Here is a 16744-nt window from a genome sequence, read left to right as displayed (position 1 = left end):
GTGGGACAATCATAGCAGTAACCAAACTAAACTGAGGATATTTAGTTTGGCTACTTGATTAGTTTAAGTTACGACTTTGGAGTTTGTTGCAGGCGTTGCAACATCTGTTCTGGTGGCAAGTAACCACCCACCATCTCACCATTAGGTAAGAAGATCGCTGGCGTACCACTGATTCCCAGTTCACGACCTAGCGCATAGTGATCCTGAATAATCTGCTGATACTTAGCAAAGTCTTCACTCTTTTCTGGGAACTCACGCTTTACCTTACCGTTGTGCATCGCGGATTGTGGGTCTTCTGCGCCCCAAATCGAAGCCATTTGATCAGCCACTGAGCCTGTCGCACCCTGACGAGGATAAGCGAGGTAACGAATAGTAATGCCTAGATCATTGTAGTCTTTCATCTGACTATGAAGACGAACACAGTAGCCACATGTAATATCAGTGAAAACAGAGATCACGTACTTCTCATCTTTGGCTTTAAACTCAATCATGCTGTCTTTAAAGGCTTCAATTTTCGCCGCATTGATTGGCGCTTGGCGTTTTGCTAGCACATCTTCGTACTTGCCATTTGAGTCCAGCTTGTACAAGGTACCCGTGATAAAGTAATCGCCAGTTGGTGATGCGAACAGGATTCCACCGCTGGTTTGTATTTCAACTAAGCCATCAATATCAGCGGGAACAACGTCCTTCACTTCCAATCCTAGCTTGGCAAAATGTTCTTCTAGCTGCGCTTTATCAAATTTCACCTCGCCTGCAGATACGGTTTGTGTAGCAAGTAGAAATGGCAATGTAAGTAGAGTCATTCGGCGTAATATGCTCATTCAATTCACCTTAAATCGATTTAGTTATAACCATGAGCGCTTAAGCCCTTGGGTGATGCTCACTGTGTAGCTGTTTCAATCGTTCAGTTGCTACATGAGTATAAATTTGTGTTGTAGACAAGTCACTATGCCCCAAAAGCATCTGTACTACACGTAAGTCTGCGCCGTAGTTCAACAAATGGGTCGCAAAAGCGTGTCTTAGCACGTGAGGAGAAAGTAGTTCGGTATCTATTCCAGCTATCACCGCGTAGTGCTTTATACGATGCCAAAACGTCTGGCGAGTCATTTGTCGCGCGCGTTTACTTGGAAACACCACATCAGAGGTTGTCTCTCCAAGTAATTCAGACCTGCCTTGGTGGATAAAAGTTTCAATCCATTCAACGGCATTTTCTCCCATCGGCACCAAACGCTCTTTACCACCTTTACCCGTGACCCGAACAACGCCTTGACGCAAGCTGACGTTTTCCATTGTCAGGCTGACTAACTCTGTGACACGCAACCCGGTCGCATAAAGCAATTCAAGCATGGCTTTATCACGCAGCTCCATCGGATCATTCGGATCTGGCGCATCAAGTAGCGCATCCACTTGTTCTTCAGTCAGATCTTTAGGCAGGCGTTTGGGTAGTTTTGGGCTTACCAGTAGTGCACTCGGATCATCACTGCGTACTTTCTCTCGATGCAAATACTGAAACAGACGTCGAATTGCGGACAACATTCTTGCTCGTGAAGTTTGCTTATAACCTTCGTCAACCAACCACGTCTGATAGTCTTGCAGCCCAGACAAACTGATAAAGTCGAGACGATAATTATTGGCTGTCATCCACTGGATTAGCTTTGAGAGATCATTTCGGTATGAGGCAAGGGTGTTTTCAGATAAACCCCGCTCCATCCACATCGCATCTAAAAACTGTTCTACTAGCCCTTGGTCAGGCGACATTTGTTGTGACACGGCAAACCTCAAAAATTTTTTCTGCGGTCAAATGTAAGTGCCACAAAACAATAAAGCTATAAAAATTGCTAGTGAAAGTGGATATTCGCTGCAAAGCTCGCCATTTTGTGGTTAGAATTCACCATCAATTCTCAAAATATAAAATAATGCTATGAAAATCGGTCTATTTTACGGCTCAACGACTTGTTACACCGAAATGGCGGCAGAGAAAATCCGCGCTATCATTGGTGAAGACCTTGTTGATATTCACAACGTTAAAGAGTCACCACTCTCTTTGATGGAAGATTATGATTTTCTGATTATCGGCATTTCAACCTGGGATTTTGGTGAGATCCAAGAAGACTGGAATGAGTTATGGGATCAAATCGATGGCGTATCGCTAAATGGCAAAACCGTCGCACTATTCGGCTTAGGCGATCAAGAAGGCTATGGCGAGTGGTATCTGGATGCTATGGGACTCTTGCACCACGAGCTGAAAAAGACCGGAGCTAACTTTGTTGGTTACTGGCCTAACGACGAGAACTACGAGTTTGAAGCCTCAAAAGCACTAACCGAAGATGGCAGTAAATTTGTCGGCCTAGCGCTTGATGAAGATTCCCAATATGAACTGAGCGATGAACGTATCGCCACTTGGGTCGAGCAGATCTTGGTTGAGTACCAAGAGACGCTGTAAAAACGGGAATCTGGATGCGGGAACGGGCTTCGCCCTACGGATAACTGGATAACTGGATAACTGGATAACTGGATAACTAAAGTTGATCCATTTTGCTTGAGGTATCAACTCTAGCTCTCCCGCAGCAAAGCGAACCATAGAGCGGAGCTCGTTCCCGCAGGACGAAGTCCGTTCCTATTTCTAAGGGCGCAGCCCGCCCCTAAACCTTCCCCAATCAAACACCAAACCCGGATCGGTTTTGCGCAGTGGCGCAATGTATTGGTGGCCAGTAATGCGCGGTAAGGTGATTTTCGGGTAGCTGACTTGAATCTGCTTGGTGAGCTCCGTTAACGCTTGGTATTGCTCATCTGTGTAGGCAACGTAGTCACTGCCCTCTAACTCAATGCCGATCGAATAGTCATTGCACTTATCTCGCCCGGCAAAGCTCGAAACACCTGCGTGCCATGCCCTTGCAGTAAACGGTACAAACTGAACTACCTCCCCATCACGTCTGATTAAGCAATGAGCCGAAACACCCATATTATGGATCACTTCAAAGAACGGATGATCATTCGGGTCTAGTTGCCCAGTAAAAAACTGTTCAATATACGGACCACCAAACTGACCCGGCGGTAAGCTGATGTTATGCACAACCAAAAGCGAAATGTCTGTAGTGTCTGTTCTGTGGTCAAAAAAAGGTGAAGGTACATGTCTAGCTTTGTTGTACCAACCATTTTCATCGATCATAAGCGGCTCATTATCATGACTAACTCTCTGATTTTATCCCTTTGGCGATGAAATGCGAGATTAATGGCTGAATTTCACACTCAGTCAGCGTATCATGCCCACCTCTTGTCCAACTGCGTATTAGATTTGCGATGAAAAACACACACAATAGCCAAGAACGTCTCGAATATTTGAAACAGCAACTTCCTTTAGAGATCTCCCGCGCTGTCGCGGATACCATCAAGGAAGATCTGGGTGGTACTCTAGACCCTGCCGCAGATATTACCGCAAGTCTAATCCCAGCAGATGCACACAACGAGGCAACCATTATCACTCGTGAACATGGTGTTTTTTGCGGCAAAGCTTGGGCTGACGAAGTATTTAAACAGCTAGGCGGCGAAGTAAAGATTGAGTGGAATGTAGAAGATGGCGATAAAGTAGCGCCTAATCAAGTACTGTGTACACTTTCAGGCCCATCTCGTGCTCTTCTTACTGGTGAGCGCAATGCGATGAACTTTATTCAAACGCTTTCTGGTTGTGCAACGGCCGTGGCTGAATACGCTGAGAAAATTGAAGGCACAGGTTGTCGCCTACTTGATACCCGCAAAACCATTCCTGGCCTGCGTAGCGCACTGAAATATGCGGTAGCCTGTGGTGGTGGTTTTAACCATCGTATTGGTGTGTTTGACGCTTACCTAATCAAAGAGAACCACATTATTGCTAATGGTGGTATTTCTCAAACCATTAAAACAGCCAAAGAGCTCAATCCTGGCAAACCGGTTGAAGTCGAAACAGAGAGCCTTATAGAACTGCAAGAAGCGATTGAAGCAGGTGCCGATATCATTATGCTCGACAACTTCACCACCGATATGATGCGTGAAGCAGTAAAAATTAACGCAGGCCGCGCTGCACTAGAAAACTCGGGCAATGTGACGCTAGAGACTATCCGCGAATACGCTGAGACTGGCGTTGACTATATCTCGGTTGGTGCACTAACTAAACACCTAAAGGCGATGGATTTATCCATGCGCTTTAAATAACTATCAGCAGAAAAAACAACGTACTACTCAAGAAAATAGAGGCTTCGAGCCTCTATTTTTGTATTCGTCCTAAGCTTACCCATCTCAACTCATGCCCTAGCTCGGATCAAATTGTACTTGATATGAAACTAAGGACTATTTTTTCCTAACTTACTCGGAAACAACCTGCTCGCACATTTCTGCTTAGCACCCCATTCAATACTCTCTCCGGACAAATCGTCTTTTATCTATGGAGAGAAATATGCAAAGTTTACAAAGCCGCAAAACCAAAGGCTTTACCTTAATTGAGTTGATGATTGTGGTTGCCGTAATTGGCGTTCTAGCAGCAATTGCAGTGCCTCAATATCAAAACTACGTAAAAAAAGGAGCATTAGGCTCAGCGTTAGCATCGGCTACTGCCTATAAAACAATTGTTGAAGACTCCATTGCCATTGACGGCACTTTTCCGAGCATTTCACAGGCTTTTGCTATTGGCACTATTAACGCAACTTCAGGTGCAATTGCTACAGGGACTGATACTAATGATATAGTTGCGTCAATTACTCAAGGCTCAGGTAAAGGCCAAACTGTAACGCTTAAGCGCAATGCCAAGGGAGAATGGAATTGTACCCTCTCCTCGACGGTAACAATATCTGGTTGCTCATAGTGCTAACCAACCTGCCCTCTATTTTGCGCCAAGCTGAGCTTCTTGACCCTGTTCAAGAAGCTCAGTTGGTTGAATTGGTTAAGGACACAAATCTTAACGTGGCCGAAGTAATAGTAGAGCAAGGTTGGCTCACCCAAGCAGAATTAGTCTCACAACTCTCGCAAATTTTTGCCTTACCCATCATCGACTTCGCCAATTACGATTATCAAACGGTATGCCACAGTTTAGGCCTGCGCGAACTGATCACCCGCTCCCGAGCAGTGCCTATTCTACAGAGTGAACACCAACTGCTTATCGCCGTTACCGACCCGACCAATATCGCAATCGAAGAAGAGTTTCGCTTTGCGACCGGAAAGCAGATTGAGTTAGTTTTAGCTGACGTAAAGCAGCTCAATGGCGCGGTACGTCGCTTGTATGGCAGCGCTATCTGTGGTGAAGAAGCGAGTCATGCAAAAGAGCTGAGCGAACAAGAGCTCGTCAGCTTAGTCGAGCTCTCTAATGATGAGATTAACCCAGTCGAAGACCTGAGTAGTGATAACTCACCGGTAAGTCGGTATATCAATCAAATATTACTGGATGCGGTTAGGAAAAAGGCATCTGACATTCACTTTGAACCCTATGAAGCCTCTTATCGTGTGCGATTTCGTTGTGATGGCATTTTGATTGAGACTCAACAACCTAGCCATACATTAAGTCGCCGTTTATCGGCAAGACTAAAGATCATCGCCAAACTCGATATTGCCGAGCGCCGCTTACCTCAAGATGGACGCATCAAGCTTCAACTCAGTGCAAGTACCGCTGTCGATATTCGTATTTCAACCCTACCAACTCTATGGGGCGAAAAGATCGTGCTACGCCTTCTCGATAGCAGCAGTGCCGAGTTAGACATTCAATCACTAGGGTACAACCAACACCAACAAGCTTTGTATCAAAAAGCACTGAGCAAACCCCAAGGCATGATTTTGATGACAGGACCAACAGGCAGCGGTAAGACAGTCTCACTTTATGCGGGGTTAAACATGATCAATACCCCACAAGTGAACATCGCCACCGCAGAAGACCCGGTGGAAATTAATTTAGCGGGCGTTAACCAAGTTCAAATCAACCCCAAAATTGGATTAGACTTCGCCCAAGCCTTGCGCGCCTTCCTACGCCAAGACCCGGACATTGTCATGGTCGGTGAGATACGCGACCTCGAAACGGCTGAAATCGCAGTCAAAGCGGCACAAACAGGTCACCTAGTGCTATCAACATTGCATACGAACTCGGCTGCCGAAAGCGTCGTTCGCTTGCAACATATGGGCATCTCCCCATTCAATGTCTCTTCATCACTGAGCTTAATCATTGCCCAGCGTTTGGCACGAAAGCTGTGTAACCATTGTAAGCAGCAGCAAACCTTGCCAGAGACACATTGCCAACAACTGGAGTTAGCAAACAACACCGTGGTTTTTGCTGCTAATGAACAAGGGTGCAGTGAATGCAGTCAAGGCTATTTTGGGCGAACTGGAATCTATGAAGTGATGCAGATAGACGACAAGTTAGTGCAAGTCATCAATCAAGAGGCAGATGCTAAAGCCATCGAAAAGGTCGCGATAAAGCAAGGAATGCAGACGCTTAAAGAGTCTGGAACGGAGAAACTGCTCGCAGGAGTCACCAGTTACCTAGAGTTGCAACGTGTTCTTTACTTGTAGGTGATCTGAAATGAAAGCAACATCTCATCAACTCAAACAGTATCGCTGGAAGGGGGTTAACCAGCGAGGAAAGATCGTCTCTGGCTCTACGCTGGCCTTAAGTGACAACGAAGTGAAAGATAAACTGAGTGAACAATCGATTCGTGTTAAATCTCTAAGAAGAAAGTCACTGTCTCTCGTTACTCGCCTAACACAAAGAGTCAAAAAGAAAGACATCACTCTACTCACGAGGCAGCTGAGTACTATGCTCGCGACTGGAGTACCTCTTATTCAAGCATTGAAGCTTATTACTCTTAACCACCCCAAAGCTGAGATGAGATCGATCTTAAGCCACATAAGCAAAGAGGTAGAATCAGGAAACCCGCTCTCTCAGAGCTTAGGCACCGCTAGCCCGCTATTCGATAGCCTTTATACCGACCTCGTTGCCACTGGAGAGCAGTCTGGCAACTTAGCGGAAGTACTCCAACGTATTGCTGACTATCGGGAAAAATCGCAACGACTTAACGCCAAGGTAACCAAAGCGCTCATCTATCCCACTATGGTGATGACCACGGCTTTCGCTGTGACGTATCTAATGCTAACGATGGTGATACCTCAGTTTGAAGCGATGTTTGCAGGCTTTGGTGCTGAGTTACCTTGGCTTACCCAACAAGTGCTGGCCTTATCCGCTTGGTTACAAACCTATTCAGGACCTAGCTTAATTGGATTGATGCTGCTATCAGGGGTCATTAAGCTCGGTTTAACAAAATCATACCGACTTCAATTACTGTTTAGTCGTGCCCTACTCAAGATCCCGCTGCTCGGCAACATTTTAACTAAAGCGGCAATTGCTAAATTTAGCCGAACACTTGCCACTAGCTTTAACGCCGGAATCCCAATTCTAGAAGGTATAAGAGCCTCCGCTAAAACGGTTCGTAACCAGCATTATCACCAAGCAATCAAAGCGGCTTTGCTCGATGTCACTGCAGGTATGCCGCTGTATCTTTCACTGCGCAACTCTGACTGTTTTCCCGAAATGGTTTTGCAGATGATAATGATAGGTGAAGAGTCAGGTCGGCTCGGAGAAATGCTACACAAAATTGCCGATGTGTATGAGTTTGAGATCGATAATACTGTTGATAACCTTGGTAAGATCATAGAGCCCACGATAATCATCTTTCTAGGTATTGTTGTCGGTGGTCTGATTGTCGCAATGTATTTACCTATCTTTAATTTGATGAGTGTCTTAGGATAAGATACAAGGCTTATCTAATTGAACTGAATGCTTTTACTTAAAGAGCTGTACCTACTTTATGGACGTTTTTGACTATTACCCTTGGCTTTTTCCTACACTAGCAACATTGTTTGGTCTTATCGTAGGCAGCTTTTTAAACGTGGTTATTCATCGCCTGCCGATCATCATGGAACGTGAATGGCGAGCCGAATGTGCGGAAAGCTTTCCTGAATACCAAATATCGCCCCCAGAAGGGACTTACAACCTCAGCGTTCCAAATTCAACTTGCCCCAAATGCGATACCCCCATTCGCATGATAGACAACATTCCTGTTGTTAGTTGGCTGATACTGAAAGGGAAATGTCGTCAATGCGATAATAAAATAAGCATGCGCTACCCTCTGATTGAGATCTTATCAGCAGGTCTATGTTTTGTTATCGCAAATCAGTTTGCATTGAGCTACTTCTCGATTGCCTTGCTGTTTTTCACCTTTACCCTTATCGCGGCAACCTTTATTGATCTCGACACCATGCTGCTGCCAGACCAACTCACTCTTCCTCTAACTTGGGCAGGAATTACACTCGCTTTGTTCGGAATAAGTCCTGTGTCTCTGCAAGACGCGGTGATCGGTGCAATGGCTGGCTATCTTTCTTTATGGTCAATTTACTGGCTGTTTAAGCTAGCCACAGGCAAAGAAGGGATGGGTTACGGAGACTTTAAACTGCTTGCCGCCTTAGGCGCTTGGCTGGGTTGGCAGTATTTGCCGATGATCATTTTGCTCTCTTCTTTAGTTGGCTTAATTTTTGGCCTCATTCAGCTCAAATTGAAAAGCCAAGGAATCGACAAAGCCTTCCCATTTGGCCCTTATTTAGCTATTGCAGGCTGGTTGAGCATGATGTGGGGAAATGACATTCTCAATTGGTATTTAAGCAACTTTTTAGGAATCTAATATGGCACTAGTTATTGGTATTACTGGTGGCATTGCCAGTGGTAAAACAACGGTTGCAGACCTATTCCAGCAAGAGTTTGGCATTGAGATTGTGGATGCTGACATTGTTGCTAGGCAAGTGGTTGAACCCAAAAGCCAAGGCTTGCAAGCCATTGAACAACACTTTGGTCAAAGCGTTATTCAGCAAGATGGCACATTAAACCGAGCAAAACTGAGAGAAATCATCTTTAGCGATCCGAGCCAAAAGGAATGGCTGAACAATCTACTCCACCCTATGATTAGAGCCCAAATGCTCTCTGAACTTGCCGAAGTACAATCAGAGTATGCCTTACTGGTCATCCCTTTAATGGTGGAGAACAACCTACAGGCACTTGCAGATAAGGTGCTAGTGGTCGATGTAGATGAGCAATCGCAAATTCAGCGCACGGTTGAGCGAGACCAAGTTGATACTGCTCAAGCGAAAGCGATTCTCTCTTCGCAAGCAACGCGAGAGCAGAGATTAGCCATCGCGGATTATGTGATTAAAAATAATACAGAAAACCAAAAACTTTTGCCTCAAATCACAGAATTACATAAAAAGTTCCTAGAAATCAGTAGGGAAAATCGGTGAGAATAAAGGTTGAAGAATACAGAGCTGCATATTGATGACCACGCATTATTTTGAACATCCACTAAACGAAAAAACTCGCATCTACCTCCGTGTTGAAGCTTTGCTTAATCAACTGGATGTAGCGGCTCAGTTTAGTGATGATATGCAGCACCTGATTTTCTATCGTTCTTTGTTTGATCTGCTTGAGATCTTCGAGCAAATTCAACTTAAGAGTGAGCTAGCCAAAGATATCGAAAAGCAAAGATTAACATACCGCTCTTGGCTCAATGTCGAGGGAGTTGACCAAGATATGCTGCAAAATATCTTAAATGAAGTCGACGCGGTACACAGTGATCTAATGGGTGCTGAACGTTTCGGGCAAAGTCTTAAGGAAGACCGCTTCCTAAGTGCAATTAGACAACGTTTCAATCTCCCAGGAGGTTCATGTTGCTTTGACCTACCAGCACTTCATCACTGGCTACACCTACCACTTGAAAACAAAAAAGCCGATGCATCTCAGTGGCTTTCAACCCTAAGACCACTCGCTGAAGCCCTCAAGCTTTGGCTTAAACTCACGCGAGAAACGGGTCACTTCCACGCCATTCAAGCCAATTCAGGTTTCTATCAAAGTGACGCCGATGAAGCCAACATTCTCCGCTTAGAAATCCCGATGCACTTTGGCGTCTACCCTATGATTTCAGGGCATAAGAACCGCTTCGCGATAAAGTTCATTGAGTTTGAATCGGGTCAAGCATCGGTTGCTAACGTTGAGTTCAAACTCGCTGTGTGTAGCTAACAACAGACTCCATATTCAAGCTATACTAAGCCCACACCTTTGTTTAAGTTCAGAGAAACACCATGTCTAAGATTACCATCGTTCCTTGCCCTCAATGCGGCCAAGATGTTACATGGGGCGAGCAGAGCCCTTTCCGCCCGTTTTGCAGTAAGCAGTGTCAGATGATTGATTTCGGCGAGTGGGCTGACGAAGAGAACACGATCCCCGGTGCACCAGATATGTCTGATGCTGACGGCTGGTCGGAAGAACAGTACTGAAAATACGGAACGCTGCGCTTCGGGATTCGAGGACAAAAAGCTGATGTGAAAAGCATCGGCTTTTTTGTTTTTTGGAGAGCTGGAGAGCTGGAGAGCTGGAGAGCTGGAGAGCTGGAGAGCTGGAGAGCTGGAGAGCTGGAGAGCTGGAGAGCTGGAGAGCTGGAGAGCTGGAGAGCTGGATGATTGTCTCTCTTTAGGGGTAAGTTCTGTCAACACTCCACAAGCACTTCGAGAAGGGCGAAGCCCGATCTAGCTTTCCAAAAGCGAAGCGTTCCATAGGGCGTAGCCCGTTCCAGACTCTCTAAGCGAAGCGCATAAAAAAGCGGAGACCGATTGGTCTCCGCTAATACTATGAGAACGCTAGTTATAGCATTACTTCTTAGCAAGTTTCTCTTTAATACGAGCAGACTTACCAGAACGCTCACGTAGGTAGTACAACTTGGCACGACGTACTGCACCACGGCGTTTAACTTCGATGCTATCAACCATTGGAGAGTGAGTTTGGAACGTACGCTCTACGCCTTCACCGTTAGAAATCTTACGTACAGTGAATGCAGAGTGTAGACCACGGTTACGGATTGCGATTACAACGCCTTCGAAAGCCTGTAGACGCTCACGGTCACCTTCTTTTACCTTAACTTGAACAACAACTGTGTCACCAGGTGCGAAGTTAGGTAGGTCTTTTTTCATTTGCTCTTCTTCAAGAGCCTTGATGATGTTACTCATTTTCAATATTCCTAGAATAAACTGATACTAAATTTAATAGGTTACTTAGCTCGGGTCTCTTTAATGAACTCGGCCAGTAATTGTTCCTGTTCGTCAGTCAGAGCTAGGTTTTCCAGGAGCTCTGGTCTTCTTAGCCAAGTACGGCCTAACGACTGTTTTAGTCGCCAGCGACGAATGTCCTTATGGTTACCAGACTTGAGTACCGCAGGTACTTCTTTATCGTCTAACACCTCAGGGCGCGTATAGTGAGGGCAATCTAGCAAGCCATTAGCAAAAGAGTCTTCTTCTGCTGACGCGAAATCTCCTAGTACACCCGGAACAAACCGAGACACTGAATCAATCAACGTCATGGCTGGTATTTCACCACCCGTCATCACAAAATCCCCAATTGACCATTCTTCGTCAACTTCAGATTGGATGATACGCTCATCTACCCCTTCGTAACGGCCACAAATAAGAAGCAAGTTCTCGTTTGTTGCCAGTTCCTCTACCCCTTGTTGGTCAAGTTTTCGACCTTGAGGAGAAAGGTAGATGACTTTCGTCTTACCCGGTGACGCTTGCTTGGCTGCGTGGATAGCATCGCGCAAAGGCTGAACCATCATAAGCATGCCAGGGCCGCCACCGTAAGGTCTATCATCAACAGTGCGATGTTTGTCGTGCGTGAAATCACGAGGATTCCAAGTCTCAATCGACAAAAGACCTTTTTTAACCGCTTGACCTGTTACTCCAAAATCAGTAACAGAACGGAACATTTCAGGAAATAGGCTAATTACGCCAACCCACATGTTTATCTCGCTCTGGTAATTTGGAGTTTAGAATCCAGGATCCCAGTCAACTTCGATCCGTTGAGCTTCACGATCAATGTTTTTGATCACTTGCTCTTCAAGGAACGGAATTAATCGTTCCTTTTGTCCGAAAGCATCTTTTAGATTTGCTTTAATTACGAGAACATCGTTGGAGCCAGTTTCTAACATGTCGGAAACGACACCTAGATCGTAACCTTTATCGGTTACTACTTGCATACCAATCAAATCACGCCAATAGAACTCGTCTGATGGCAATTCTGGTAATACCGCAGGGTCAATTGAGATTTCAAAGTTAGTCATGAGCTGCGCTTCTTCACGCACATCAAGACCTTCCAGCTTTACCACCAAACCTTTGTTATGGCGCTTCCAGCTTTCTACTTTGTACTCGACCCACTTTTCACCTTGCTTAATAAACCAAGGTGCGTAATCAAATATGCTTTCAGTATTGTCTGTGTAGGAAAAAACCTTGAGCCAACCGCGAATGCCATAAGTAGCACCAAACTTGCCTACAACAATCTTGTCATCGCTCATTGTTTCTTTACCTTTCATCGACATAAGCTAATTTCTACTTCTTAAAATAAGAATTAAGCCGCTTTTTGAGCGTCTTTAACTAGCTTAGCTACGCGGTCAGATACAGATGCGCCTTGACCAACCCAGTGGTTAACGCGATCTAGGTCTAGACGTAGACCTTCTTCTTGACCTTGAGCAGTTGGGTTAAAGAAACCAACTTTCTCGATGAAACGGCCAGTTGCTGCATTGCGGCTGTCCGCTACTACGATTTGATAAAATGGACGCTTCTTAGCGCCGTGACGTGCCAAACGAATGGTTACCATGTCGTCCTCTTTGCTTTCTCAAAAATAAAATTAACCCCAGAAACCATTTATCGCTAAACAGTTTGGGGCTCGTGCCAAAATAAAGCTCCGGAATTTTACTCTTATTCCGGAGCAATGCAAGGTATTTAGCTACTTTTTCACCACCATAAAATGAGATTTAAGTTTGTGACTTAGCTAACACCTTGAATTTTTTGTTGCTGGGTAAAATTAGCGTCCAAATGGATTGAAGCCACCGCCTCCCATTCCGCCCATACCACCCATCATGCCTTGCATGTTGCGCATCATGCCTTTCATGCCACCTTTCTGCATTTTCTTCATCATCTTCTGCATCTGAGTGAACTGTTTAAGCAGGCGGTTAACGTCTTGTACTTGGGTACCAGAACCTGCAGCAATACGTTTCTTACGTGAGCCTTTAATTAGCTCAGGGCGCTGGCGCTCTTTCATGGTCATTGAGTTGATGATCGCTTCCATCTGCTTGAACATCTTATCGTCAACTTTGTCTTTCACGTTGTCCGGTAAATTGCTCATGCCAGGTAGCTTATCCATCATACCCATCATGCCGCCCATGTTTTGCATCTGACCAAGCTGTTCACGGAAGTCTTCAAGGTCAAAACCTTTTTTCTCTTTAAACTTCTTAGCCAGCTTCTCTGCTTTATCTTGGTCAACATTACGTTGCAGATCTTCGATAAGCGACAGGACGTCACCCATACCAAGAATACGAGATGCGACACGATCCGGGTGGAAAGGTTCTAGTGCGTCGGTTTTCTCACCAACACCGAGGAATTTGATTGGTTTGCCTGTGATATGGCGAACAGACAGCGCTGCACCACCACGCGCATCACCATCTACTTTGGTCAGAACCACACCCGTTAGAGGCAGCGTATCACCGAAAGCTTTGGCCGTGTTCGCCGCATCTTGACCTGTCATCGCATCGACAACAAACAGAGTCTCCACAGGGTTAATAGCAGTATGCAGCTCTTGAATCTCAGCCATCATCTGCTCATCAACCGCTAAGCGACCCGCCGTATCGACAAGAAGTACGTCGTAGAATTTCTTCTTCGCGTGGTCGATGGCAGCATTAGCGATATCAATCGGCTTTTGATCAGCTGAAGATGGGAAGAAATCAACACCCACATCTGAGGCCAATGTTTCTAGCTGTTTGATCGCTGCAGGACGGTAAACGTCGGCAGAGACAACCAGCACTTTCTTCTTATCGCGCTCTTTTAATAGCTTTGAAAGTTTACCAACAGAAGTGGTTTTACCTGCACCCTGCAGACCCGCCATTAATACAACAGCAGGTGGCTGAGCAGCTAGGTTAAGCGCTTCATTGGACTCACCCATCACCGCTTCAAGCTCAGCTTGAACGATCTTAATGAACTCTTGGCCTGGTGTTAGAGATTTCGAAACCTCAACCCCAACTGCGCTCTCTTTAATACGCTTAATAAATTCACGTACAACCGGAAGAGCAACGTCAGCTTCAAGAAGCGCCATACGCACTTCACGCAACGTCTCTTTAATATTGTCTTCGGTCAGACGACCTTTACCGCTGATGTTTTTCAGCGTTTTGGATAAGCGATCCGTTAAATTCTCAAACATCTTAGTCTCTTTACCCAGACGGTGTGCAAGGAGGCTCGCCCGTCAATATTGGCGAAAAATTACTATGAGTATACCTTAGCCAACCCATGCTTGACACTGCCTAGATAACTTTTGATATCTCAAGTCACGCAAATGAGCGAGATAAGTCATAGCTCAAGCCGTTGATGCAAGGTATAATTTATTAAAAATTCACCAGCTCTAGAGAATAATGGATAACCTAATCGCCGTTGTTGCAGCCATACTTTATCTATTAGCCATTGCAACCATCGTTCCGGGACTTGTACATCAAACAGGGATCCGCGTAAAAACAGTCTTCGTTAGTGCCATTCTAGCGCTGGCTTTTCATGCGTGGTTGCTAAGCGATCTTATTTTAGGCAGCTCCGGGCAAAACCTCAGCATTCTGAATGTCGCTTCATTAATCGGCTTTATTATCTCTTTAGTCATGAGTGGCGCGATGTTAAAAACTCGCCTCTGGTTCTTGCTGCCGGTGGTGTACAGCTTTTCCGCAATGAATCTTGTTGCGGCTGCATTTTTACCGAGTACTTTTATTACTCATCTAGAACAAGACCCTAAGCTGCTGATTCATATCTCCTTGGCACTGTTCTCATACTCGACTTTGACCATTGGAGCTCTGTACGCCTTACAGTTGGCATGGCTTGACCATAAGCTCAAGACCAAGAAAGCCTTGGCGATCAACCCTAACTTGCCACCTCTATTAATGGTTGAGCGTCAACTATTCAATATCATCTTAATTGGTAATCTACTACTGACAGGGACACTACTGACTGGCTTTATCTTTGTCCAGGATATGTTTGCTCAAGGCAAAGCGCACAAAGGCATCCTTTCGTTTATTGCTTGGGTTGTCTATTCAGTGCTGCTTTGGGGACACTACCAGAAAGGCTGGCGCGGCAGGAAGGTGACTTGGTTTGCCGTAGCAGGTGCCACTTTACTGACCCTAGCTTACTTTGGCAGCCGATTTGTACGAGAAATCATTCTTCGCTAGCTAACTAGTCTCAACAAAGGTGCATCGAATGCACCTTTCTTTTACAATATTCAGTTCTCTTTTTGAAATTGACTTAACCTAAGAATTAGGTCATAAATTAACCAAACATAACAAGGAAAAGATAAGCTTTGGACGACATATCAACGGGTATCTTATTTGCGCTACTCGCGTGTCTTATTGTTATTTCAGGATATTTTTCAGGCTCCGAGACAGGGATGATGTCTCTGAACCGATACCGCCTCAAGCACCTAGCAAACACAGGCCACAAAGGTGCTAAACGTGTTGAAAAGCTGCTCGATCGCCCCGATCGTTTGATAGGCTTGATCCTCATTGGCAACAACCTCGTCAATATTCTTGCTTCTGCAATTGCCACCATTCTAGGTATGCGATTGTTTGGTAGCTTAGGTGTCGCCATTGCAACTGGTACGCTCACCTTAGTCATTCTGGTCTTCGCCGAAGTCACCCCAAAAACCCTTGCTGCTCTTTATCCGGAAAGAGTTTCCTATGCCAGCAGCGTTGTACTGACTATTTTGATGAAGGTGCTTTCTCCGCTAGTTATCTTGGTTAACTTTATCACCAACGGTTTCATCCGCCTTCTCGGTATCAAAGCCGATCATGGTGGTGACGATCACTTAAGCTCTGAAGAATTGCGTACTGTCGTCAATGAAGCAGGGAGCCTGATTCCACGCCGTCACCAAGATATGTTGATCTCGATTCTCGATTTAGAGCATGTAACGGTAAATGACATCATGGTGCCACGTAATGAGATTACCGGTATTGATATCAATGACGACTGGAAATCTATCGTACGCCAGTTGACTCACTCTCCGCATGGCCGCGTTGTCTTATACCGCGATCAAATTGATGAAGTGGTTGGTATGCTGCGTTTGCGCGAGTCATACCGTTTAATGCTAGAGAAGAATGAGTTTACTAAGGAAACCTTGCTCCGTGCTGCCGATGAAGTTTATTTCATTCCGGAAAGTACCCCGCTCAACGTGCAACTACTTAAGTTTCAACGCAACAAAGAGCGAATCGGTTTAATCGTTGATGAGTACGGCGATATTATCGGCCTGATTACTTTAGAAGATATCTTGGAAGAGATCGTAGGTGAGTTTACTACTTCTATTGCGCCAAGTTTATCTGATGAAATTACCCCACAAGGTGATGGTAGCTTCCTTATCGAGGGCAGCGCCAATATTCGAGACATCAACAAAGGACTCAAGTGGACTTTACCTACTGACGGACCAAGAACGCTGAACGGATTGATTCTCGAACACTTAGAAGATATCCCGGAAAGCCACCTCAGTGTGCAAGTCTCTGGTCATCCAATGGAGATCGTTGAGCTTGAAGAGAACCGCATCAAGCTAGTAAAAGTATTTCCTGTTCTCAAAACTCAGTAACAAGTACAAAAGCTAGAAGATCAAAAAAGCCTTGGAATTCCAAGGCTTTTT

Annotated in this window: 19 protein-coding genes; 11 read left to right on the top strand and 8 right to left on the bottom strand. The window is 45.3% G+C overall.

What is annotated here, in order from left to right:
- Positions 1–68 precede the first annotated feature (68 nt).
- The gene (locus LYZ37_RS02215) at positions 69–821 is read right to left on the bottom strand and encodes a thioredoxin fold domain-containing protein (RefSeq protein ID WP_272786283.1); all 753 of its coding nucleotides are present in this window, start codon (positions 819–821) and stop codon (positions 69–71) included.
- 40 nt (positions 822–861) lie between these two features.
- On the bottom strand, positions 862–1758 hold the full coding sequence (gene xerD / locus LYZ37_RS02210) for a site-specific tyrosine recombinase XerD (protein ID WP_004742607.1): 897 nt from the start codon (positions 1756–1758) through the stop codon (positions 862–864).
- Between the two features lie 163 nt (positions 1759–1921).
- Here xerD and fldB point away from each other — a divergent pair, with 163 nt between their 5' ends.
- Positions 1922–2443, top strand: a complete 522-nt coding sequence (gene fldB, locus LYZ37_RS02205; RefSeq protein WP_272786282.1) for a flavodoxin FldB — start codon at positions 1922–1924, stop codon at positions 2441–2443.
- A 180-nt stretch (positions 2444–2623) separates the two neighbouring features.
- On the opposite strand, the gene ampD is transcribed toward fldB, so the two are convergent.
- Positions 2624–3169 carry a 1,6-anhydro-N-acetylmuramyl-L-alanine amidase AmpD gene (ampD, locus tag LYZ37_RS02200; protein WP_272786281.1) on the bottom strand — a complete coding sequence of 182 codons (546 nt, stop codon included), beginning with the start codon at positions 3167–3169 and terminating at the stop codon, positions 2624–2626.
- A gap of 131 nt (positions 3170–3300) precedes the next feature.
- Here ampD and nadC point away from each other — a divergent pair, with 131 nt between their 5' ends.
- From nadC to yacG, 8 genes are all read left to right on the top strand, one after another.
- Positions 3301–4188: a carboxylating nicotinate-nucleotide diphosphorylase gene (gene nadC, locus LYZ37_RS02195; protein WP_272786280.1), complete on the top strand. Its 888-nt coding sequence runs from the start codon at positions 3301–3303 to the stop codon at positions 4186–4188.
- A 241-nt stretch (positions 4189–4429) separates the two neighbouring features.
- Entirely contained in the window at positions 4430–4834 is a 405-nt protein-coding gene (locus LYZ37_RS02190; protein WP_272786279.1) for a pilin, read from the top strand.
- A complete protein-coding gene (gene pilB / locus LYZ37_RS02185; RefSeq protein ID WP_272787133.1) occupies positions 4834–6525 on the top strand; it encodes a type IV-A pilus assembly ATPase PilB in 1692 nt (563 codons plus the stop codon). Before LYZ37_RS02190 ends, pilB begins: the two co-directional genes overlap by 1 nt.
- A 10-nt stretch (positions 6526–6535) precedes the next feature.
- Positions 6536–7759 (top strand): type II secretion system F family protein, encoded by a 1224-nt coding sequence (locus tag LYZ37_RS02180; protein WP_272786278.1) that lies wholly within the window; start codon positions 6536–6538, stop codon positions 7757–7759.
- 58 nt (positions 7760–7817) lie between these two features.
- A complete protein-coding gene (locus LYZ37_RS02175; RefSeq protein WP_272786277.1) occupies positions 7818–8687 on the top strand; it encodes a prepilin peptidase in 870 nt (289 codons plus the stop codon).
- A gap of 1 nt (position 8688) precedes the next feature.
- Entirely contained in the window at positions 8689–9297 is a 609-nt protein-coding gene (coaE, locus tag LYZ37_RS02170) for a dephospho-CoA kinase (protein WP_272786276.1), read from the top strand.
- Positions 9298–9331: 34 nt separating this feature from the next.
- Entirely contained in the window at positions 9332–10072 is a 741-nt protein-coding gene (gene zapD, locus LYZ37_RS02165; protein ID WP_272786275.1) for a cell division protein ZapD, read from the top strand.
- Positions 10073–10134: 62 nt separating this feature from the next.
- Positions 10135–10329 (top strand): DNA gyrase inhibitor YacG, encoded by a 195-nt coding sequence (gene yacG, locus LYZ37_RS02160; protein WP_272786274.1) that lies wholly within the window; start codon positions 10135–10137, stop codon positions 10327–10329.
- A gap of 372 nt (positions 10330–10701) precedes the next feature.
- Here the strand turns inward: yacG and rplS are convergent, their stop codons facing one another.
- From rplS to ffh, 5 genes are all read right to left on the bottom strand, one after another.
- On the bottom strand, positions 10702–11055 hold the full coding sequence (rplS, locus tag LYZ37_RS02155; protein ID WP_004742596.1) for a 50S ribosomal protein L19: 354 nt from the start codon (positions 11053–11055) through the stop codon (positions 10702–10704).
- A gap of 41 nt (positions 11056–11096) precedes the next feature.
- Positions 11097–11840, bottom strand: a complete 744-nt coding sequence (trmD, locus tag LYZ37_RS02150) for a tRNA (guanosine(37)-N1)-methyltransferase TrmD (RefSeq protein WP_004742595.1) — start codon at positions 11838–11840, stop codon at positions 11097–11099.
- A gap of 27 nt (positions 11841–11867) precedes the next feature.
- Positions 11868–12416 (bottom strand): ribosome maturation factor RimM, encoded by a 549-nt coding sequence (gene rimM, locus LYZ37_RS02145; protein WP_004742594.1) that lies wholly within the window; start codon positions 12414–12416, stop codon positions 11868–11870.
- A 29-nt stretch (positions 12417–12445) separates the two neighbouring features.
- Positions 12446–12694: a 30S ribosomal protein S16 gene (gene rpsP, locus LYZ37_RS02140; RefSeq protein WP_004742593.1), complete on the bottom strand. Its 249-nt coding sequence runs from the start codon at positions 12692–12694 to the stop codon at positions 12446–12448.
- A gap of 207 nt (positions 12695–12901) precedes the next feature.
- A complete protein-coding gene (ffh, locus tag LYZ37_RS02135; RefSeq protein ID WP_004742592.1) occupies positions 12902–14290 on the bottom strand; it encodes a signal recognition particle protein in 1389 nt (462 codons plus the stop codon).
- Positions 14291–14498: 208 nt separating this feature from the next.
- Here ffh and LYZ37_RS02130 point away from each other — a divergent pair, with 208 nt between their 5' ends.
- Positions 14499–15293, top strand: coding sequence for a cytochrome C assembly family protein (locus tag LYZ37_RS02130; RefSeq protein WP_004742591.1), 795 nt, complete (start codon positions 14499–14501; stop codon positions 15291–15293).
- 128 nt (positions 15294–15421) lie between these two features.
- The gene (locus LYZ37_RS02125; protein WP_272786273.1) at positions 15422–16693 is read left to right on the top strand and encodes an HlyC/CorC family transporter; all 1272 of its coding nucleotides are present in this window, start codon (positions 15422–15424) and stop codon (positions 16691–16693) included.
- The last annotated feature ends 51 nt before the right edge of the window (positions 16694–16744 follow it).

This window comes from Vibrio tubiashii (assembly GCF_028551255.1).
Classification (GTDB): domain Bacteria; phylum Pseudomonadota; class Gammaproteobacteria; order Enterobacterales; family Vibrionaceae; genus Vibrio; species Vibrio tubiashii_B.
The sequence above is the reverse complement of the archived record's forward strand: the minus strand, read 5'-3'. Positions and strand labels throughout refer to the sequence as shown.

Coding starts and splice junctions, on each gene's coding strand:
- LYZ37_RS02180 (WP_272786278.1), top strand. CDS start 6,536: ATGAAAGCAACATCTCATCAACTCAAACAGTATCGCTGGAAGGGGGTT.
- ffh (WP_004742592.1), bottom strand. CDS start 14,290: ATGTTTGAGAATTTAACGGATCGCTTATCCAAAACGCTGAAAAACATC.
- yacG (WP_272786274.1), top strand. CDS start 10,135: ATGTCTAAGATTACCATCGTTCCTTGCCCTCAATGCGGCCAAGATGTT.
- fldB (WP_272786282.1), top strand. CDS start 1,922: ATGAAAATCGGTCTATTTTACGGCTCAACGACTTGTTACACCGAAATG.
- LYZ37_RS02130 (WP_004742591.1), top strand. CDS start 14,499: ATGGATAACCTAATCGCCGTTGTTGCAGCCATACTTTATCTATTAGCC.
- zapD (WP_272786275.1), top strand. CDS start 9,332: ATGACCACGCATTATTTTGAACATCCACTAAACGAAAAAACTCGCATC.
- nadC (WP_272786280.1), top strand. CDS start 3,301: ATGAAAAACACACACAATAGCCAAGAACGTCTCGAATATTTGAAACAG.
- ampD (WP_272786281.1), bottom strand. CDS start 3,169: ATGATCGATGAAAATGGTTGGTACAACAAAGCTAGACATGTACCTTCA.
- LYZ37_RS02175 (WP_272786277.1), top strand. CDS start 7,818: ATGGACGTTTTTGACTATTACCCTTGGCTTTTTCCTACACTAGCAACA.
- coaE (WP_272786276.1), top strand. CDS start 8,689: ATGGCACTAGTTATTGGTATTACTGGTGGCATTGCCAGTGGTAAAACA.
- trmD (WP_004742595.1), bottom strand. CDS start 11,840: ATGTGGGTTGGCGTAATTAGCCTATTTCCTGAAATGTTCCGTTCTGTT.
- LYZ37_RS02215 (WP_272786283.1), bottom strand. CDS start 821: ATGAGCATATTACGCCGAATGACTCTACTTACATTGCCATTTCTACTT.
- rplS (WP_004742596.1), bottom strand. CDS start 11,055: ATGAGTAACATCATCAAGGCTCTTGAAGAAGAGCAAATGAAAAAAGAC.
- rimM (WP_004742594.1), bottom strand. CDS start 12,416: ATGTCGATGAAAGGTAAAGAAACAATGAGCGATGACAAGATTGTTGTA.
- rpsP (WP_004742593.1), bottom strand. CDS start 12,694: ATGGTAACCATTCGTTTGGCACGTCACGGCGCTAAGAAGCGTCCATTT.
- LYZ37_RS02190 (WP_272786279.1), top strand. CDS start 4,430: ATGCAAAGTTTACAAAGCCGCAAAACCAAAGGCTTTACCTTAATTGAG.
- xerD (WP_004742607.1), bottom strand. CDS start 1,758: ATGTCGCCTGACCAAGGGCTAGTAGAACAGTTTTTAGATGCGATGTGG.